Raw genomic sequence first — 19,876 nt, forward strand, 5'->3', positions numbered from 1 at the left:
TAAAATAGATATAAAAATTCAGTTTTTTGCCTTTACCATCATAAGGATTCACTTTTCAAAAGTCAACTGTTTTAACAGAAAATCCCAGTTGTTTTTCAAAAAAAGGGAGGCTATAATCGGGGTGAGAATGATAGAAGAGGAGTAGTAAGATGGTAGTAAAAGAAATTCCGTATTTTGATCTTTCGGAGATCTGCGATTCCGGCCAGTGTTTCCGGATGGAGCGGATAACGGAAAATGAATTTCAGATCCGTGCAGAGGATAAATACCTGAGAGCCACCCAGGAAGGTGAGACCGTGCGCTTTGACTGCAGCGAGGAAGAGTTCGAGACGTTCTGGAAACACTATTTTGACCTGGAAAGAGACTATGGCATTTATATAGAAGCGATTGACCCGGAAGACACCTATTTGAAAACTGCGGCGGAGCTTGGAAGCGGTATCCGGATTCTGAATCAGGACCTCTGGGAAATGATCGTCTCGTTTCTGATCTCCCAGCAGAACAACATCTTCCGCATCCGAAAATGCATCGACCGGATCTCAAGAAGATACGGCGAGGAAAAAAGAGCCGCGGACGGGACCGTTTATCATGCTTTTCCGACAGCGGAGGCCTTAAGTCAGGCCACGGAAGAGGAGCTTCGGGACTGCAACCTTGGGTACCGGGCAAAATATGTCCGGGACACAGCCCTTCGGGTAGCATCCGGTGAAGTAGATCTCGCTGTAATCCGGAAAATGACCTACCCGGAGGCCCGGGAGGAGCTTCTGAAGCTTTACGGCGTCGGCGTGAAAGTGGCGGACTGCATCTGCCTTATGGCCCTTCACGAGCTTTCGGCGTTTCCAGTGGATACCCATATCCGCCAGGCCCTGGAAAAGCATTATCCAGGCGGTTTCCCGGCGAAGCGGTATGGGGGAATGGAAGGTGTGCTCCAACAGTACATTTTCTATTATGAACTGATACATAAAGAATAAAAAAGCGGTCCATGTGAAAAAAACATGGGCCGCAAATTTTTTTAACGGTCGGGGGTCAGCTCAAAGAGCCGGGCCATCACGGGCTTGGGAAGAGCAACTTTCACTGCTTTTTCCAGAGGATCGTAGGAGGCTTCGGCGGTCTCAGGTCCCGGATAAATGCAGGAGAGGGCGATTTTTTCTGAGTCCAGGGCAGTACGGACGGCATCGGAGATGGGAAGGGTTACGCTCTCGGCAGCACCGCTTCGTTTCCAGACAGCGAGGTAGGCTTTTCCTTCGACGAAAAGGCCGAGACTCACGATCTCGTCGCTGTAGCCTGCAAGACCGAGGGGCCAGAAGGGGCGGGAGACGCGGATGTTCGGGCGGATGGTCTTATAGACGCTGAGGGCCTGTTTTACCAGAGCTTTCCGCTCCTCATCAAGCTTGGCCAGATGGCCGCTCTGATGGATGCGGAGAAGCATGGCGCTGACCATGTTAAAAATGACTTCCTCCCGGAGAGCGTCGGGGGAAATGCTTTCCTCATGGTTCATGGGATAAGCCCAGACTGCGGCCTGCTCCGGGGTGACGCCGGTGGGAGCATTGGCGGCGATGACGGCATACTGGAGATAGTTTTCCTGGTCGCTTGTGGACTGGATGCTACAACGGGAGAGCATGCCGTAATCCATACGGAGGCCGCCGCTGGAGCAGTTCTCAATGATCAGCTCCGGATGGCGCTTGAAAAGACCGTCCAGCCAGGAGATATAAGCCCGCTCGTGTTCCAGCATGCCCTCGCCCACGCTGTCGGCAGAGAGCTCCGTGCCGATGCCGGGCTCAATATTGTAATCCGTCTTGATATAGCCCACTCCGTATTCGCTGACGAGCCGGTCCACAACCTCGTCCATATGAGCGCGGACTGCGGGATTGCGGTAGTCCAGCTGGAAACGGCTGCGGTCGTAGACCCGTTTTCCGTGGCGGACAAAGAACCAGTCGTCGGGAAGCTTTTTCGCCAGGTCACAGCGGATGCCCATGACCTCCGGCTCCAGCCAGACGCCGGGAACCAGTCCTTTGCTCCGGATATAATCGGTGACTTTCTTGACGCCTTCCGGGAAGCGTTTGCGGCTCTCCTCCCACTCGCCGACGCTGTCCCACCAGTCGCCGTCGGCGTACCAGCCGGCATCGATACAGAAGTACTCGCAGCCAGCCTCGGCAGCAGCGTCCACCAGCGGATATTCCTCAGCGGCGGTGGGACGGCCCCAGAGACAGTTCATATAATCGTTGAAAATGACGGGCAGTTTTTCATTGTCCTGATTTTTTCGGCGGATTTTTCGGCGGTAGTCCGTGAGCGTGCCCATGGCATCGTCGAAGCCAATGCCGGTGACACCGACGGCGGCAGGAACGGTGGTGAAGCTCTCGCCGGGCTTTAAGTCCTTAAACCAGTGGGAGTAGGTCTCATTGGGGCCGCCCAAAGCCAGGTAAAAATGGCCGTTCTGGTCGCCGATCTCCCAGTGCCAGGAGCCGTTGTGGTCGATTTCCCAGAAAAGACCGGTATGTACCTCGGTGTTCTCGAGATAAGCCATGGGGAGATATTCCTTGGCGGACCAGTTTCCGGTGTTGGAGATGTGGAGATGGTTGGAGGAGCGCTGAATCGAAGGCTCCTGAACGAGCTCCATGCCAAGCTCCGGGAAGGTGTAGGCCTTCCAGTTGAGTTCCCGCTGCCAGCCGTTGTGGGGGATCATGACTTTGAGCTTTTCATCCCGGGAAAGCTTGCCCTCTTTTTCGATGCCTTCATAATGGAAGTTTGCGATGTAGTCGAGGGTCTGGGTCTCGTGACCGTTGTTTGTCACGGTATGCCAGGTGCGGATCACCGGGAGATCATCGTAGAACTGCCAGAAGGAGGCCGCGGTGACGCCGGTCTCTTCATCTTTGGTATGGAAGGTGAGAAGACGGCCAAATTCATTTCGCTCGTCGGAATGGGAGAGATATTTCATTCGATAGCCGGGAGCAGTGACGATGAATTTGTTTCCGTGGCGTTCATAAGGCCGGTCGAAACCGGCGAGGTTCATGCTGAGGAAGGGGAAGCCTTCCGGAATGGCCTCCTTTACCAGGTCCTCCTCATGGAGAGGGAGCGCAGAGAAATGGAGAAGCTTCAGATCCTGGCTGTCGGTGACGGCGAGCCGGATGTAGATCTGATTTTCGTGAATGTCGATGTACTGCATGAGAGACTCCTTTCTTGAAAAAATATAACGCATTTTTCTTTCATTATATCAGATAAAAATACTTGTGCAAATGGTAAGCTTGAGTTACACTGGAAGAAATCAGTATAGACAAAGGAGGAAGAGAAAATGGGATTTACAGGAGGTTATTATACTGGGGGAGGAAATTCGGCCGGAACGGTTATGGCTATCCTTCTGCTTCTGGCGGTGGTGCTGACCGTACTGGCTTTTATCTTCATCGTGCCGGAGAACCGGCGTGAGAAACTGAGTGCCTTTGGCAAGTTTCTCCATGATACCTGCAATTTCAACTATCTGCTGATTGAGAAAATCCTGCAGGCACTCTACATTTTCCTGACGGTTTTTGCTATTCTTATGGGTCTTTATACCCTGGTTCACAACTTCTGGGTAGGTCTGGCCCTGACGATCATCATGCCCATCGCGATCCGTCTGATCTATGAGTTTCTGATGATGGCGGTTCTGCTTCTCAAGCATGTGATCATGATCGACAACAAGCTGAAAAATCAGAACACAGTCGATAAGAAACCGAAAACAGCTGATCCGGAATTTATAAGCCGTGAGCCGAAAAAGCCCTCTCCGACACCTGCTCCGGCCAAGCCGGCAGTAAAGAAGGCTGCCCCGGCAACAAAACCCGCGGCAGAGAAAACGGCTCCGGCAGCAAAGCCCGCAGCAAAACCGGCTCCGAAAGCAGCGCCGGTGAAAGCAGAAACAGAGACTCCGGTAAAAACAGCCCCGGTTAAGAAAACGGTTCCGACAGAGACGGCTTCTGAGGCTCCGGTGAAGAAAGCGCCGGCAAAACCGGTCGTTGAGAAAGCTGCTCCGGCAGAGACGGCATCCGAGCCTGTCAGCGCCCCGGTCAAAACCGAAGCACCGGCCAGCCCCAAAGCCCGCTTTTGCACGGAATGTGGTTCTCCGCTGGATGAAAACGGCAAGTGCCCGAATTGCAGCAAATAAGCGGCAAGATTTCATAAAAGAATACGGTGTGGTTCCCATTTCGGAGCTGCACCGTTTCTTTATAAAAAAGAAAGGCGTATTGATGACGAAAGAAGAAGTTTTAAAGAAATATTTCGGTTACGACAGCTTCCGGGCGGGGCAGGAGATCCTGGTGAACGGCATTCTTTCCGGCCGGGACACCTTAGGCATCATGCCCACGGGAGCAGGAAAGTCTCTCTGTTACCAGATTCCGGCCCTTCTCATGCCGGGTATCACATTGGTTATTTCTCCTCTGATTTCCCTGATGAAGGATCAGGTCACAGCCCTCAATCAGGCCGGAATCCATGCGGCCTATTTAAACAGCTCCCTGACCCAGGGCCAGTACCAGACCGCGCTTCGGAACCTGATCCAGGGCCGCTATAAGATCGTCTATGTGGCTCCGGAGCGGCTTCTGACGGAGAGCTTTCTCTGGGCAGCTTCCCAGATCGAGATATCCATGGTGAGTGTGGATGAGGCCCACTGCATTTCCCAGTGGGGACAGGATTTCCGGCCCAGCTATCTGAAAATTCCGGATTTTGTAGAACAGCTGCAGGTGCGGCCTGTGGTCAGCGCTTTCACGGCTACCGCCACCGCCGAGGTCCGGGAGGATATTGCAGCTATTCTGGGGCTCCAGGACCCCGTCACCCTGGTCACGGGCTTCGACCGGAAAAATCTCCGCTTTTCCGTAAAACAGCCTGCGGATAAAATGGCGGCCACCCTGGCCTACATCATGGAGCACCCGGACGAATGCGGCATTATTTACTGCCTGACACGAAAGACTGTGGAGGAGGTACACAATGCCCTGGTGGGCCGTGGCTTTTCGGCCACCCGTTATCATGCGGGCTTAAGCGATGAGGAGCGCCGGGAAAATCAGGAGGATTTCATTTTCGACCGAAAGGAGATCATGGTGGCTACCAACGCTTTTGGCATGGGCATCGACAAGTCCAACGTCCGCTATGTGATCCACTATAACATGCCGAAAAATATGGAAAGCTATTACCAGGAAGCCGGAAGAGCCGGTCGTGATGGTCTCCCTTCGGAATGTGTGCTTTTTTATTCCGGACAGGATGTGGTGACGAATCAGTTTTTCATTGATCGGATGGAAGCAGCGGAAGGCATGGATGAGGAGACGGCGGCGCTGGTTCAGGAACGGGAGCGGGAACGGCTGAAAAAGATGACCTTTTACTGCTTCACCAACGAGTGTCTCCGGGCCTATATTCTCCGGTATTTTGGGGAGTACGGGGATAATTACTGCGGAAATTGCTCGAATTGTCTCACACAATTTGAAGAAAAAGACGTGTCGGAGACGGCGAAAAATCTCATCGGCTGTGTGAAGACAGCCAGACGGAGCTACGGAATGACGCTGATTGTGGATACGGTCCACGGCAGCAAAAACAGCCGGCTCATCCAGGTGGGCATGGACCAGAATCCCTACTACGGTACCTGTGAGGAGGAGCCAATCTACCGCCTTCGCCAGATCCTGAACCATCTTCTGGTGGAAGGTTATCTTTTTCTCACGGACGACAAATATCCGGTGCTGGAGCTCACGGAAAAATCAGAAGAAATCCTGAATGGCGGCACGCTTCTCATGAAGACCGCCAAAGAACAGCCGAAAAAAATCAAAGAGAAAAAGCCGAAGAAACGCCTGCTGGCCGAGGAGGGAGAGGTGGACTACGACCTCTTTGAAAAACTCAGAGGGCTTCGCATGGAGCTTGCGAAAAAAGACCGGGTGCCGCCTTATCTTGTTTTCACGGATAAGACTCTGACCCAGATGTGCCAGCTCCACCCGAAGACAAAAGAAGAAATGCTTATGGTAAGCGGCGTGGGCGAGAATAAATTCAGAAAATACGGGGAAGCGTTCCTTGCGCTTCTCAACGAAGAAAGGCAGGACTAAGAAATGTCATTAGTAAAAGCGGAAGAAGATCTCAAAAAGAAAGGAATGCTGGATCGCGTAATCCATCTGGCAGCTTCCACGGCGACGGTGGCGGAGGCCGCCGAAGCTCTCGGCGTGGAGCCCGGAATGATCGCCAAGACCCTTTCCTTTCTCCAGGAAGAGAAGCCGGTGCTGATTCTGACCGAAGGAACCGCAAAGATCGACAACCGGAAATACAAAGATACCTTCCATATCAAAGCCAAAATGATTCCCTTCGAGGAAGTGGAAACTCAGGTCGGTCATGCTCCCGGCGGCGTCTGCCCCTTCGGCATCAACGAAAATGTCATCGTCTATCTGGACGAAAGCCTGCGGCAGTTTGAAACCGTCTACCCCGCCGCCGGCGACGACCACAGCGCCGTGAAACTCACCGTGGACGAACTGGAAAAGATCGCCGGAGCCACGGGCTGGGTGGATGTGTGCAAATAAAAAGAATATACACTGTACTAGAAAGGAAAAAATAGTGAATGGAAATACAACGAATTGATACATACGCGGATAGCAGATTTTCTGAATGTGCGTTGTTTCAGCATGGATGTTTCCTTGTAGAGGGAAAACCTTATGAAATAGAAATTATTTCTGATTTTGAAGCGGTAGTTCGAGGAGAAGAAAAAGAAGTATATTTGAAAATCATCGAAGAATTTAGATTTTACGCTCCTCACATTACAAAATTTTATAATAGCCGGGGAAATATAATAAAAGAATATTCAACTGTTTTTATAAAAACGATTTCACTTGAAGAAATTCAGCCTTCACAGTTTTATGTAGATGAGGAAAAGATTTTTGCAATTCAAAAATTTGTTCATAGCGCAAATGATATTATAATTCCGGTAATGCCATATAAAGGGCGCTATATCTCTCTAGATGGTCATACACGTTTGTATTATGCAGTGTTAAATGAATGGAAAGCCGTCCGGGCCGTTGTGGAAAGTTCAGATGTGTATATTTTTGATTTTGTGAAAGAGGCACAAAAGCGCGAGATTTATACGCCACAAGGCATAAAAATGGTAAGTCATAGTGAGTATGAGAAAAAGTGGTATCAGTTTTGCGATGAGTATTTCAAGACACATTAAAATAGCTATCCTACACTGTCAAAAATGCGTCAATTTCCCTAATGAGCCCAATGGGCTCTTTGGAAAATTGACGTATTTTTACCCTCAGCCTAACAGCGCCAGACACTTCCTCAGCCACTCAATCACCATTTCCTCCCGCATGATAGCTCCCATCAGCACGAGATAATCGCCAAATTCATCTGCCTCACTGTCCGGTACGGCGGTAAATTTGGTCTGGTTGTTCCTGAGGTGCTTCAGGCGGGAGGAATGCTTGTGGAGCTGGTCCTCCAGGAGAAATTTCCGGTCCTCAGCCGGAAGACAGTTACAGAAAAAAATCTTCAGCCGGGAGATATCCTTCGGGGTAGGCTGCGGCTTCGTCTCAGAAGAAAGCCAGTCGATGAAATCCCTCCGCCCTTCCTCCGTGATATGATAAATTTTTTTCTCAGCTCCGTTGTCAGAAGGCTCCGTCTTATAAGCGACGCTGCCCTCCTCCGTGAGCTTCTTCAGTTCCGGATAAATCTGGCTGTGCTTGGCAGACCAGAACTCACACAAAGTAGATTCAAACTGCTTCATCAGATCATACCCGGTCATTTCCTTCTGATTCAAAAGTCCAAGAATTGCATATTTTAAAGTTCTCATCTAAATTCACTCTTTCTTTCGTATAAAAATCCTGTTTTTATCATACCATATCGCCAGAAATTTCCAACAGCTTTTTACCCAAATCCAACTAACTGTCTACCAAAGGGCTTTTTTTCTCAGATACACCCCAGCCTCACGCTCCGGAAGAGCTCAGACTTCATGTGGAGGCAGTAGAGAAATTCTTGGTTTGTCGGAATCTGCGTATGAGCGGAAATCCATTGTCTGAGCGAAGCGAGTTCTGGATTTCCGCGAATGCTCTTAGCAGATTCCGGCAAGCCTTAGAATTTCCTACTGCCGTAACTGAAGACGGAGTGCTTCCGGAGCATGGGGCGTCCTGTTTACAAAATGACGAAAATTACATGTAATATTTTATATGTCACTATTTACATATCGAGAAAGATGTGATATGATAGCGATGCATTGATATAAAATTAACAAAGGAGAGTAAAAAATGAACTTAGCCAAAAAACGATGGGTGACTCTGATTGCCTGCTGCTTCATCAATCTGTGCCTGGGGTCCATTTATGTATGGAGCGTTTTCGCTTCCTCCATGGCAGAATTTTTAAGCGCACATAACGGCGTTTCCCTGACAACTGCGGACCTGGCAATCGTTTATACCGTAGCCAATTCGGTTGGACCAATCACCATGATCACAGGAGGCTGGTTTAACGATAAATTCGGTCCGAAAAAAGTGATACTGGCAGGCGGCCTCATGGTCGGCATCGGTATGATTGCCTCCGGCTTTGCCACAAGCGTCGGCATGCTGGTAGTGACCTACGGTCTGATTTTCGGACTGGGACTTGGAATGACCTATGGAACGGCAGTCAGCAGTTGCATGAAATTCTTCCCGGACAAACGCGGCCTCATCGGAGGAATCACGACGGCCATTTACGGACTGGGCTCCGTGATCCTGCCGCCGGTGGTGACACTGATTGTCTCAAAATCCAGCGCCCCGACAGCCTTCAAAATCGTCGGCATTGCCTTTCTCATCATCATCTGCGGATGCTCCTTCCTGATGGAACAGTGCCCGGCTGATTTTAAGCCGGAAGGCTGGAATCCGCCGGCAGCTATGAAACAGGGCGGCGCGGAAAACAAAAACTGGAAAGAAATGCTGAAAACGCCTGTTTTCTATGTGATGCTCCTTCTTTTCACCTGCGGAGCCTTCAGTGGAATGATGGTTATTTCCCAGGCTTCCGCTGTGGCAGCAAATATGGTAGGAATGACTGCTGTTATGGCCAGCACGGCCGTGTCTGTTTTGGCAGTCTTTAACGCCTCCGGCCGTATTCTGGCAGGCCTTTTATCCGACCGGATCGGCCGCATCAGCACACTGACCATCGCGACCGTTCTTGGAGTTGCAGGTCTTCTGCTTCTCTATTTTACCGGAGAAGGCGGCTATGTTACCTTCTATATCGGAATCGCAGGCATCGGCCTCAGCTTTGGTTCCTTCATGGGCGTTTATCCTGGCTTCACCGCCGATCAGTTCGGCGCAAAAAACAACAGCGTAAACTATGGTATCATGTTCATCGGTCTGGCAGCGGCAGGCTACTTCGGACCGTCGGCCATGCGGAGTATTTACCGGGTGGACGGAGCCTATGGACGGGCCTTCCTTGTTGCAGCCGCTTTCGGAGCCGCAGGCTTTGTGCTTACCTTTGTATATCGTTTTTTCACCAATAAGAGAAAGAGAGGAATCTAAAAATGGAAAGAAAATATCCGCATTTATGTCAGCCCATCACCTTGGGAAATGTCACCTTCCGCAACCGCATGTTTGCTTCTCCGATTGGAGCCACCGACATCGACAAAGACTGTGTGCCCGGCGAGCGGACAAGGGCCTTTTATGAGCTCCGCGCAAAAGGCGGTGCAGCAGCTGTGACCATGAGTGAGCTCGTGGTTCATCCGGAAACCGATGGTTCTCATATGCTTCATCTGGACCTTGCCACCGTCGGTTCCCTGGCAGCCTTTACCTTTACGGCAGATGCCATCAAGCGCCACGGGGCAGTCCCGAGCGTGGAATTTTCCCATTCCGGCCAGTATGCCGGAACCTACATGGCAGACAAAGATAAAAAACAGGGCCTGACCCAGTACGGCCCGAGCGACGGCGTGCGCCCGGACGGCAGAAAAGTGACCGCCCTGACGAAAGAGCAGATCGCGGATATCGTGAAACGTTACGGTGAAACTGCGATCCTTGCAAAAAGAGCCGGCTTTGAGATGATCATGGTTCACGGCGGCCACACCTGGCTTCTGAATCAGTTCATGTCTCCATTTTTCAACCACCGGACCGACGAGTACGGCGGAAGCTTCGAGAACCGCATGCGCTTTACTATCGAGGTACTTCAGGAAGTGAGAAAGGCCGTAGGTCCCATGTTCCCGATTGAGTTCCGTATGAGCGGTTCTGAACTTTTCGAGGGCGGCTACGATCTGGAGGAAGGCGTGCGGATTGCCCAGGCGGTAGAAGAGTATGTGGATCTCATCCATGTCTCTGCCGGTTCCTACCAGTTTGGCTTTTTCAAAACCCATCCTTCTATGTTCTCCGAGCACGGCGTGAATGTTTATCTCGCTGAGGAGATTAAGAAACATGTGAAAAAGCCTGTGGCTACGATTGGTGCCCTCAACGATCCGGAGCAGATGGAGGAGATCATCGCTTCCGGCAAAGCAGATGTGGTCTACATGGGCCGTGCTCTGCTGGCAGATCCATACCTGCCCCAGAAGGTCGTTTCCGGAAATGATGACAAGATCGTGAAATGTCTCCGTTGCTTTACCTGCATGGCGGAGCGCCCCACGACCCAGACCAGAAGATGTACCGTCAACCCCCTGATCGGAAGAGAGATCGAGGGAACGGAAGTTCTTCCGGCAGCTGTGAAAAAGAAAGTTCTCGTTGTGGGCGGCGGCGTGGCAGGCCTCAAAGCGGCTGTCACTGCAGCGCTCCGCGGTCACAGGGTTGTGCTCTGTGAGAAGAGCGACAAGGTCGGCGGTATCTTAAAATGCGAGCAGGCCATCGATTTCAAACAGGAAATGTATCAGCTTGGTCTTTCCCTGGAAGCACAGGCAAAGGAGGCCGGTGTGGAGATCCGCTGCAATACGGAAGTTACCCCGGAGTATGCGGAGAAGGAAAATGCCGATGTCATGATTCTCGCTGTTGGCTCCAATCCCATCGTTCCGCCCCTTAAGGGTATCGACGGGGACAATGTGGTCATCGTCAACAATTATTATCTGGAAAAAGAAAAAGTCGGGGATTCCGTGGTCGTTCTCGGCGGCGGTCTGGCAGGCTGTGAGGCTGCCATTCATCTGGCCCAGGAGGGCAAAAAGGTTCATCTCGTGGAGATGCGCCCCGAGCTTGCGCCGGATGCCAACATTCGTCACCGTCCGATCCTGATGCAGATGGTGGAAAAATATGTGGAGGCACATACCGGCTACCAGGGTCTGGAAGTCACTTCCGAAGGCGTGATCTGCAAAGATCCCGAAGGAAAAGAAGTGCTGGTGCCTGGAAAATCCGTGATCTGCGCTGTGGGCCAGAGAGCCAACCGCGCCGCTGTAGACCAGCTTCGTGACTGCGCGCCCGTCGTTCGCGAGATCGGCGACTGCGTCCGTCCGAGCAACATCACCAGCGCCATCTACATGGGCTACCATGCAGGACTTGATGCATAAATTATAAAAAAGAAATGCGCTCCGGACGAAAAAAATCCGGGACGCATTTTTTTTATGATAAACTATAGTCAGAAAGAAGGATAAGAGAAGGAGGAGAGGGGAAATGTTTTTTCAATCAACTGCAATTGTGATTCTGTTGTTGTTTTACGGATGTTATTATATGAAACTCAAAATAGCTTTTTTACAACTGCTGCCTGGTGCAGCTATCGAAGATAATATAGAAAAAGGAATAAAAGCGTGCCGCGAGGCCGGGGAGAAGGGTGCGGATATCGCGCTGTTTCCTGAAATGTGGAGCAGCGGCTATGTATTTCCACATGATGAAGAATGGCTGAAGAAAAACACAGTTTCCCTGGACAGTGCATATGTAAAGAGATTTTCAGGGCTGGCCCGGGAACTTCAAATGGCAATCGCGATCACACTGCTGGAAAAGCATGAGGCTAATCCCAGAAATACCGTCTGCCTCTTTGACCGGCATGGAAAGCTGGTTTATCGCTATTCCAAGGTACATATCTTTTTCTGGAGCAGGACACTTATCTTTTTGACACCACCATCGCGGAAAATATCGGCATTGCCCGAATCCTTCTCCGCGATCCGGATATCTGCCTGATGGATGAACCCTCCAGCGCCCTGGATGCCCTCCATGAAAAAGAGCTTCTCCACACCCTGAACACCGAATATGGGGGGAAAGACCCTGCTTCTCATTTCTCACCGGAGCAGCACCCTCACCGGCTGCGACCGGATCCTGAAAATGGTTGAGGCGAGAAAATAAAGCTGTTGTTTTTCTCCAGAGTCTGTTATACTTTTGGAAGAACAAGAAAAAAGGAGAACAACAATGGAAAATAAGGTATTAGCCACCGTAGCAGGTGAAGAGATCACAGAAGCAGAATTCAACGCATTTTTACAGAATGTGCCCAGAGAGCAGCAGGCTTATCTCTCCAACCCGGCCATGAGAAGCCATTATCTGGACCAGCTCATTGCCCTGCATCTTTTTGCAAAGGACGGAGCCGATCAGAAGCTGGATGAGACTGAGGAGTTTAAGAACATGATTGCCAACGCGAAACGCGACATTCTGGCTCAGATGTCCATGGCAGAGGCTCTGAAAAATGTGACCGTTTCCGACGAGGAGATCCGCACCTTCTATGAGGAAAATAAAAATCAGTTTACCAAAGGCGGAAAGGTCCGCGCAAAACACATCCTCACCGACAGCGAGGACAAATGCAAGGAGATCCTGGAAGAGATCGAGAACGGCACCAAAGCCTTCGAGGTAGCTGCTCAGGAATATTCCACCTGCCCCTCCGGCCAGAAGGGCGGAGACCTAGGAGAGTTTGGCAGAGGCCAAATGGTAAAAGAGTTTGAGGATGCAGCTTTCAACGGCGAGGTCGGCAAGGTCATCGGTCCGGTGAAGACCCAGTTCGGTTATCACCTCATCAAAGTGGAGAACCGTACAGAGGAAACCATTGCTTCCTTTGACGAGGCAAAAGAATCCATCCGCAGAAACCTTCTGAATATGAAGCAGAATACTGCTTATAATGAGAAGGTGAAAGCCCTGAGAGAAAAATACAACGTGAAATAAGAAATACATATCTGTGGCGCAGTCTGGGCAAAACCTCCTGCGCCACAGGTGTTAAAAGGAAAAAAGAATGAAACAGGAATACTATTTTCAGCAGATGAACCGGGAAGAAAAGCAGGTTTACCGGGCTATGTACGATGGCTTTACGGCGCTGTCGCCGGAATTCCCGGTCCTTCGGCTGGAGCGAAAAGAGCTGTCGGAGATTTTTTTCAGGCTCCGGTTGGACCATCCCGCGATTTTCTATGTGAGCAGTTTCACCTATCGCTTTTTCGACCAGGCAGACTACGTTCATCTGATTCCGGAATACCTTTTTGAGAAGAAAAAGATCAAAGAACATCAGAAAGCGCTGGAAGGGCGGATCACCCGGCTTCTCCGGCCCATGCAGGAACTGACGCCGGAGGAACAGGAAAAGAGCATCCATGATTTTATCCTGGAAAATGTGACCTATGACAAACTGCAGAAACAGTACTCCCATGAGATCATCGGGCCGCTCCAGCAGGGGATTGGCGTCTGCGAGGGCATTGCCAAGACCGTGAAACTTTTCTGCGACCGGCTAGGGATCGACTGCCTGATTGCCGTCAGCGAGGCGGATCCGGAGCATGGAGTCCGCTACCGTCACGCCTGGAATCTGGTAAAAATCGGCGGTTCCTGGCTGCATCTTGACGCCACTTTTGACAATTCCCTGAAGCGATACGGGACAAAAAGGTACGATTATTATAATCTGGAAGATCGTCAGCTTTTCCGGGACCATCAGCCGCTGATCGCTCTGGTGCCGGCCTGCACAAAAAGCGATGCCTTTTATTACCGGGTGAACCGCCTTTCCCTCACCAAGACCGAGGAGGTGGGCAAACGGCTGAAAGCAGTTCTGAGGAAAAAGCAGCCCTGTTTTGTGTTTCACTGGCGGGGAGGGGCGTTGAACCGCTCCATTCTGGAGGAAATCTTAAAGGAAGCGGAAGCAGCCGCAGCGGCCAAGGAAAAGCATGTGCGGCTTTCGGTGAATGTGCCTCAGGCTGTGATCCAGGTGAATTTCGTGGACCAGCCTGTCGGGGAGGAGATTCTGACGGAGGAAGCCAACGAAGGAGAAGAAGGAGGCTGAAGGATGGATGGAAAAAAGATGGTTGCAGCAGAGGAAAAACATCTCATACCGCTGGATAAAGTCAACGGTTATGAGGTAAGACCCGGTTTTTATGGAATCAACGGGGCAACGGCGCTCAGGGAGGGCGTGAACTTTACAGTTTCTTCCCTGGAAGCGGCGGGCGTGGAGCTTCTTTTGTACCACAGAGGGGAAAAAGAGCCCTATGCAGTGCTGCCTTTTCCGAAACACTACCGGATCGGAAGCGTTTATTCCATGATTGTATTTGGCCTGGATATCTGCGATTTTGAGTATGCTTACCGGGTAGATGGCCCCTATGCGCCGGAAAATGGCCTGATTTTTGATAAGACCAAACCGCTTCTGGATCCTTATGCGAGGGCGGTTACGGGTCAGAGCGTCTGGGGGGAACGGCCCAATCAGGATCATGAATACCGGGCCAGAGTGGTGGTCAATGATTTTGACTGGGGAGACCATGTGGATCCTGTCCGGCCGATTCAGGATCTGATCATTTATGAGCTCCATGTCCGGGGCTTTACCAGAGACGCTTCTTCTGGCGTGACGCATCCGGGAACCTTTGCGGGAATCCGGGAAAAAATTCCTTATCTGAAGGATCTTGGAATCACAGCCGTGGAGCTGATGCCCATTTTTGAGTTTGACGAAACCATGGGAAGGCGGGAAGTCAATGGCAGGATGCTTCTGGATTACTGGGGCTATAATCCGGTGAGCTTTTTTGCACCAAACACCAGTTATACCGCGGAAAAAGAGTTTAACCGGGAGGGAGATGAGCTGAAAGCCCTGATCCGGGAACTGAATGCCAGCGGGATCGAGGTGATCCTGGATGTAGTGTTCAACCATACGGCGGAAGGAAATGAAAAAGGGCCGATCTTTTCTTTTAAAGGTTTTGATAACCGGGTTTATTATATGCTGACGCCGGGAGGCTGGTATTATAATTTCAGCGGCTGCGGCAATACGCTGAACTGCAATCATCCGGTGGTGCAGCAGCTGATCCTGGAATGCCTGCGTTACTGGACCATTGAATACCATGTGGATGGATTCCGGTTTGATCTGGCAAGTATTCTGGGAAGGAATGAAGACGGTTCCCCCATGAATCAGCCGCCTCTTCTGAAAAATCTCGCGGAAGATCCCATTCTCCGGAATGTGAAACTCATTGCGGAGGCCTGGGATGCCGGCGGACTTTATCAGGTGGGCAGTTTTCCGGCGTTCACCCGCTGGGCGGAGTGGAATGGAAAATACCGGGATGACATGAGAAGTTTTCTGAAAGGAGATTACTGGTTTGCCCAGGCGGCGGCCAGCAGACTCACGGGTTCCCTGGATCTCTATACCGGTCAGTATAAAGGCTATGATTCTTCCATCAATTTCCTCACCTGCCATGACGGTTTTTCGCTCTGGGATCTTTATTCTTATAACGGGAAACATAACGAGGCCAACGGCTGGAATAATTCTGATGGAAATGACGACAACCGGAGCTGGAACTGCGGAGTGGAAGGGGAAACGGAGGATCCGGATATCCGCGCCCTTCGTCTTCAGATGATGAAAAACGCCTGTGTGGCCCTGATGTGCAGCCGGGGAACGCCCATGTTTCTGGCAGGAGATGAATTCGGGGACACCCGTTTTGGAAATAATAATCCTTATTGTCAGGATAATGAGATTTCCTGGCTGGACTGGAAGCGGCTGGAAACCAACCAGGAACTTTACCGGTTTTTCCGGAAAATGATCTGGTTCCGGAGGGAACATCCGGCGATCCGGAGTGACCAGGAGCCTTCGGAAACTGGTTTCCCGGCGGTGAGCATTCATACGGACCGGGCCTGGGACTGTTCTATTGACCGGGAGACAAAGGCTCTTGCGGTCTGCTATGCGGGAAAGACGGATCAGGGAGAAGATCTGGTGTATATGGCATTGAATGTCTACTGGGAGGAGCAGAGTTTTGAGCTGCCAAAGCTCCCGAAAGATTACGAATGGAGATGTTTTGTGGATACGGCTCTGGATGGAATCGGAGAAGAAAATGGCGAAGCAGCCATTACGGAGTACCGGCTTCATCCGAGATCTGCAGCGGTATTTGTAGGGGTTCGGCGAAACAGCTGATTTGATTTCCGTGAGCAGCGAACCGGGTACCATGCCTGCATGGTTATTTGGCGCTGCAGCGGAATCTGGTTAGGAGGGATATTTATGGCAAAAGAAGCAGCAACCATTGAACTGATCTGGGACCTGATGAGAGGAAGAACGGACGACATCAGCCGGGTGGAGTATTTTCCACAGAAACCGGCTTTTCCGGCGGATCTTCCCTATGAGCAGCCTTTTGAACGCACCTCGCCGGAAGCCGAAGGCCTTCCTTCTAGGCAGATTGAGGAGCTTCTTCGGGCTCTGAAGACGTCCAAAGAACTGCACATGCATACGGTGATGATCCTGAAAGGCGGTAAAGTCATTGGGGAGACGGCTTTTTATCCCTATCGACAGGAGCTCTGGCATGCCACTTACTCCATGTGCAAGAGTGTGACTTCCATGGCTATCGGGCTTCTGATCGCGGAAGGAAAACTTTCTCTGGATACAAAAATCGTGGATGTTTTCCGGAAAAATGTAAGCCTTTTTGGCTTTATCCGGCAGAAAGATCTCACCGTGCGCCATCTTCTGACGATGACCAGCGGCGTGTCCTTCAATGAGACCGGAGCCATCTCCGGAAACGACTGGGTGAAGGGCTATCTGGAAGCCTTCTGTCACCACGAGCCGGGAACGTATTTTGAATACAACAGCATGAATACATACATGCTTTCCGCGATCATCACCGAAATCACAGGGGAGACCATGCTGGATTACTTAAAGCCGAGACTTTTTGCACCTCTGGGCATCACGAGGGTCTTCTGGGAGACCTGTCCCAAAGGAAAAAACAAGGGCGGCTGGGGACTCTTTCTATGTGTGGAGGATATGGCGAAGCTCGGCCAGCTCTATCTGGACGGCGGAAAATGGAAAGGGCAGCAGGTGATTCCTGAAGACTGGGTACGAGAGTCTGTGGATGCAAAGGTCGTGCCGCCGGCAGATACCGGTTTTCCGGGCTATGGCTATCAGATCTGGGCCTGTAAAAGAGCGGGCCAGTTCGCCTTCAACGGCATGCTGGGGCAGAATGTGTTCGTTTATCCCGATGTGGACATGGTGGTAGTGACCACGGCGGGAAATGAGGTGCTTTTCAACAGCAATGCCCTGCAGGATGTGCTGGAGGAGCATCTGCCTCCGGAGAGCGCTTATCTGTCGCCGCTTCTCGAGGACAAGCGGGCCTATCAGAGTCTGCTGGCTTATCAGTGGGAGCTTTCGCATCCGGCACCGGCAGCGCCGGCTCTCCGGTACGGGGGCTGGAAACGGGATAACCGGCGGAAAAAAGCTTCCGCAGGAAGACTTTCTCAGACGGACAGCTGGAAACGGGAAAAAAGATGGCTGGATCCCGGCGAGCTGAGCTGTAAACAGCGCGTTCTTGACGGCAGGCGCTATGTGATGATGACGCCGCAGGCAGGACTCTTTACCTTGATGGGACAGGTTTTCCACAATAATTATACCGATGGCATCCGGGAGCTGGGCTTCCATATGGAAAAGGAACGGTTTTACCTAGATGTGCGGGAAGGCGAGAAGAATGTGGCTCTTCCGGTGGGCTTTGGAAAAGCGGAATATGCGAGCATCGATTTCCACGGCGAACCCTATCTCTGCGCGGTGGAAGGAAGATTTGCCTCCGATGAGGATGGGAGAGAGGTGCTGGCGCTGACCATTTATTACCTGGAAGATGCGATCCGGAGGAGAATCAAGATTTTCTTTGAGGAAGAGAAGATCGAAGTCCACTTCAGCGAAGTGCCGGGGAAGAAGATTATATTGGATGGCTTGGCATCCATTACGTCGGTGTTGTCCGATGTAGCGGTGGTGAGGAAGATACGGGAGAAAGGGAATGTGGATTTGCTTACGGTGGCAATGGAAGGAACTATTGAGCCGGTGGTTTTCGCAAAGCGGATAATATAAGCTTTGACGAAAGCTGTGGGAAATGCATGCGAGAGGTCGTCGTCTCCTCGCTGACCGCTTCCCAAGGCCCCGCTTTAGAAATATGCAAAGGGGCGGCTCGGAGTCGCGAGCCCGCCGCCCCTCTGCACTCCCCGCTGGGCCCGCTTAGAAAATAGGGTGCTTACGTCAGACTACTATTGTGTGAAATGACGTAAGCCCCCTATTTTCTAGCGTGTCCCAGAAGGGGGGAGCACGAGGAGGAAACCAGGACTGCAAGACTCCGCTGGTTTCCCCCTCGTATTATCATTTCCTACGCTTTCCCAAAGCGTAAATTATTTTGTTTTAGAAATCAACTTCTGTTCCATAATATGTGCAAGTCAGCAGCTTCTCCATATTAGCGGGATCAATTGCTCTCGGGTTAGATCCTGTGCAGGCATCTCCGACAGCCAGCTCAGCGATCTTCGCAACCTTCTCCTTGAACTCCTCTTCATTGATACCGAAATCTTTCAGAGTCTTCGGAATATTCAGTTTTACATTGAAGGAGTCGATCTTTTCGCAGAGGCTGTTGATCAGAGCCTGCTGGGAAGTTCCCTCAAGCCCCATTCTGCGGGCGATCTCAGCGTAGCGGCCTGCAGCTACCGGATCTTTTGCGTTATATTTGATTACATACGGCAGATAGATAGCGTTTGCACAACCGTGAGGAATATGTCCGGTGGAGAAAGCGGCTCCGGTCTTATGAGCCATAGAATGTACGATACCCAGCAGAGCATTGGAGAATGCCATACCAGCCAGGCACTGTGCGTAGTGCATCTGCTCTCTTGCAACTTTGTTTCCGTTGTAGGAAGCCGGCAGATACTCGAGAACCATCTCGATGGCCTGCAGAGCCAGCGGATCGGTGTACGGACAGTTCAGGGTGGAAACATAAGCCTCGATGGCGTGGGTCAGAGCGTCCATGCCGGTGTAAGCAACCTGTTTTACCGGAAGCCCCATAACCAGATCCGGATCAACGATAGCTACATCCGGGGTGATGTTGAAGTCAGCCAGCGGATACTTGATACCAGTGCTGTAATCTGTGATAACGGAGAAGGCAGTTACTTCGGTAGCAGTACCGGAAGTAGAGGGGATAGCAGCGAATCTTGCTTTCTGTCTCAGCTCCGGGAAGCCGAAGGGAGTGATGAGATCCTCAAATTTGATTTCCGGATACTCATAGAAAGCCCACATAGCCTTTGCTGCATCGATGGGGGAACCGCCGCCCATTGCTACGATCCAGTCGGGCTGGAACTCCTGCATCACTTTTGCACCTCTCATGACAGTCTCAACAGAGGGATCCGGTTCTACGCCTTCGATAAGCTGCACTTCCATGCCGCCCTCTTTCAGGTAGTTTACTGCGCGGTCAAGAAAGCCTTGACGCTTCATGGAGCCGCCGCCTACAACCAGAACAGCCTTTTTACCTTTCAGGTTTTTCAGCTCTTCCAGACATCCTTTTCCATGGTAAATATCTCTCGGTAATGTAAATCTTGCCATGTTTGTCATCTCCTTTTAATTAAAAACATTTTGGTAAGCTTGAAACAATAAACTGCACAGCCGTACATATAAAAATATTTTTTTCGGCTGCATTTTCGAGGTTCTTACCTCTCGATGCCCTTATTATAACTCTGTTAAATAATTAACGCAAGTGTTTTTTGTCTTTTTTTTAACAAAATTTTTGAGATGAAGCTTGATCATGCGAGCACGAAGAATTTTTTAACAAATGTAGCAAGAATTCTCCCACCTCTTCAGGTGGTGAGATGAATTGCACATCTGAGCATATCTGCTC

At 51.0% G+C, this 19,876-nt stretch carries 16 protein-coding genes; 13 read left to right on the forward strand and 3 right to left on the reverse strand.

Annotated features, from left to right (window positions below; translation table 11 throughout):
- Window positions 1–149: 149 nt before the first annotated feature.
- Window positions 150–962, forward strand: coding sequence for a DNA-3-methyladenine glycosylase family protein (locus tag LKD71_RS12935; RefSeq protein ID WP_178046230.1), 813 nt, complete (start codon window positions 150–152; stop codon window positions 960–962).
- Window positions 963–1,003: 41 nt separating this feature from the next.
- Here the strand turns inward: LKD71_RS12935 and LKD71_RS12940 are convergent, their stop codons facing one another.
- Window positions 1,004–3,154: a glycoside hydrolase family 36 protein gene (locus LKD71_RS12940; protein ID WP_227615746.1), complete on the reverse strand. Its 2,151-nt coding sequence runs from the start codon at window positions 3,152–3,154 to the stop codon at window positions 1,004–1,006.
- Window positions 3,155–3,280: 126 nt separating this feature from the next.
- Between LKD71_RS12940 and LKD71_RS12945 the strand changes: the two genes are divergently transcribed.
- From LKD71_RS12945 to LKD71_RS12960, 4 genes are all read left to right on the forward strand, one after another.
- Window positions 3,281–4,123, forward strand: coding sequence for a zinc ribbon domain-containing protein (locus LKD71_RS12945; protein ID WP_227615747.1), 843 nt, complete (start codon window positions 3,281–3,283; stop codon window positions 4,121–4,123).
- Between the two features lie 82 nt (window positions 4,124–4,205).
- A complete protein-coding gene (gene recQ, locus LKD71_RS12950) occupies window positions 4,206–6,035 on the forward strand; it encodes a DNA helicase RecQ (protein ID WP_227615749.1) in 1,830 nt (609 codons plus the stop codon).
- A gap of 3 nt (window positions 6,036–6,038) precedes the next feature.
- On the forward strand, window positions 6,039–6,500 hold the full coding sequence (locus LKD71_RS12955) for a YbaK/EbsC family protein (RefSeq protein ID WP_227615751.1): 462 nt from the start codon (window positions 6,039–6,041) through the stop codon (window positions 6,498–6,500).
- A gap of 38 nt (window positions 6,501–6,538) precedes the next feature.
- Window positions 6,539–7,144, forward strand: a complete 606-nt coding sequence (locus LKD71_RS12960; protein WP_227615753.1) for a hypothetical protein — start codon at window positions 6,539–6,541, stop codon at window positions 7,142–7,144.
- A gap of 84 nt (window positions 7,145–7,228) precedes the next feature.
- On the opposite strand, the gene LKD71_RS12965 is transcribed toward LKD71_RS12960, so the two are convergent.
- A complete protein-coding gene (locus LKD71_RS12965; protein ID WP_227615755.1) occupies window positions 7,229–7,762 on the reverse strand; it encodes a PadR family transcriptional regulator in 534 nt (177 codons plus the stop codon).
- A 451-nt stretch (window positions 7,763–8,213) separates the two neighbouring features.
- On the opposite strand from LKD71_RS12965, the gene LKD71_RS12970 reads away from it, so the two are divergent.
- From LKD71_RS12970 to LKD71_RS13005, 8 genes are all read left to right on the forward strand, one after another.
- Window positions 8,214–9,455, forward strand: coding sequence for an L-lactate MFS transporter (locus tag LKD71_RS12970; protein ID WP_227615757.1), 1,242 nt, complete (start codon window positions 8,214–8,216; stop codon window positions 9,453–9,455).
- Between the two features lie 2 nt (window positions 9,456–9,457).
- A complete protein-coding gene (locus LKD71_RS12975) occupies window positions 9,458–11,404 on the forward strand; it encodes an oxidoreductase (protein ID WP_227615759.1) in 1,947 nt (648 codons plus the stop codon).
- Window positions 11,405–11,564: 160 nt separating this feature from the next.
- The gene (locus LKD71_RS12980) at window positions 11,565–12,011 is read left to right on the forward strand and encodes a carbon-nitrogen hydrolase family protein (protein WP_227615761.1); all 447 of its coding nucleotides are present in this window, start codon (window positions 11,565–11,567) and stop codon (window positions 12,009–12,011) included.
- Window positions 12,011–12,160, forward strand: a complete 150-nt coding sequence (locus LKD71_RS12985) for a hypothetical protein (protein WP_227615763.1) — start codon at window positions 12,011–12,013, stop codon at window positions 12,158–12,160. The genes LKD71_RS12980 and LKD71_RS12985 overlap by 1 nt, the downstream gene beginning before the upstream one ends.
- A gap of 76 nt (window positions 12,161–12,236) precedes the next feature.
- The gene (locus tag LKD71_RS12990) at window positions 12,237–12,977 is read left to right on the forward strand and encodes a peptidylprolyl isomerase (RefSeq protein ID WP_227615765.1); all 741 of its coding nucleotides are present in this window, start codon (window positions 12,237–12,239) and stop codon (window positions 12,975–12,977) included.
- Between the two features lie 67 nt (window positions 12,978–13,044).
- Window positions 13,045–14,070, forward strand: coding sequence for a transglutaminase domain-containing protein (locus tag LKD71_RS12995; protein ID WP_227615766.1), 1,026 nt, complete (start codon window positions 13,045–13,047; stop codon window positions 14,068–14,070).
- Window positions 14,071–14,073: 3 nt separating this feature from the next.
- Complete coding sequence (gene glgX / locus LKD71_RS13000; RefSeq protein WP_227615770.1) at window positions 14,074–16,170, forward strand: glycogen debranching protein GlgX; 2,097 nt, start codon at window positions 14,074–14,076, stop codon at window positions 16,168–16,170.
- A gap of 84 nt (window positions 16,171–16,254) precedes the next feature.
- Window positions 16,255–18,081, forward strand: coding sequence for a serine hydrolase domain-containing protein (locus tag LKD71_RS13005; protein WP_227615772.1), 1,827 nt, complete (start codon window positions 16,255–16,257; stop codon window positions 18,079–18,081).
- Between the two features lie 321 nt (window positions 18,082–18,402).
- Here LKD71_RS13005 and LKD71_RS13010 read toward each other — a convergent pair whose 3' ends face one another.
- Complete coding sequence (locus LKD71_RS13010) at window positions 18,403–19,584, reverse strand: iron-containing alcohol dehydrogenase (protein ID WP_227615773.1); 1,182 nt, start codon at window positions 19,582–19,584, stop codon at window positions 18,403–18,405.
- Window positions 19,585–19,876 lie beyond the last annotated feature (292 nt).

This window comes from Fusicatenibacter faecihominis, from assembly GCF_020686945.1.
GTDB lineage: Bacteria > Bacillota > Clostridia > Lachnospirales > Lachnospiraceae > Limivivens > Limivivens faecihominis.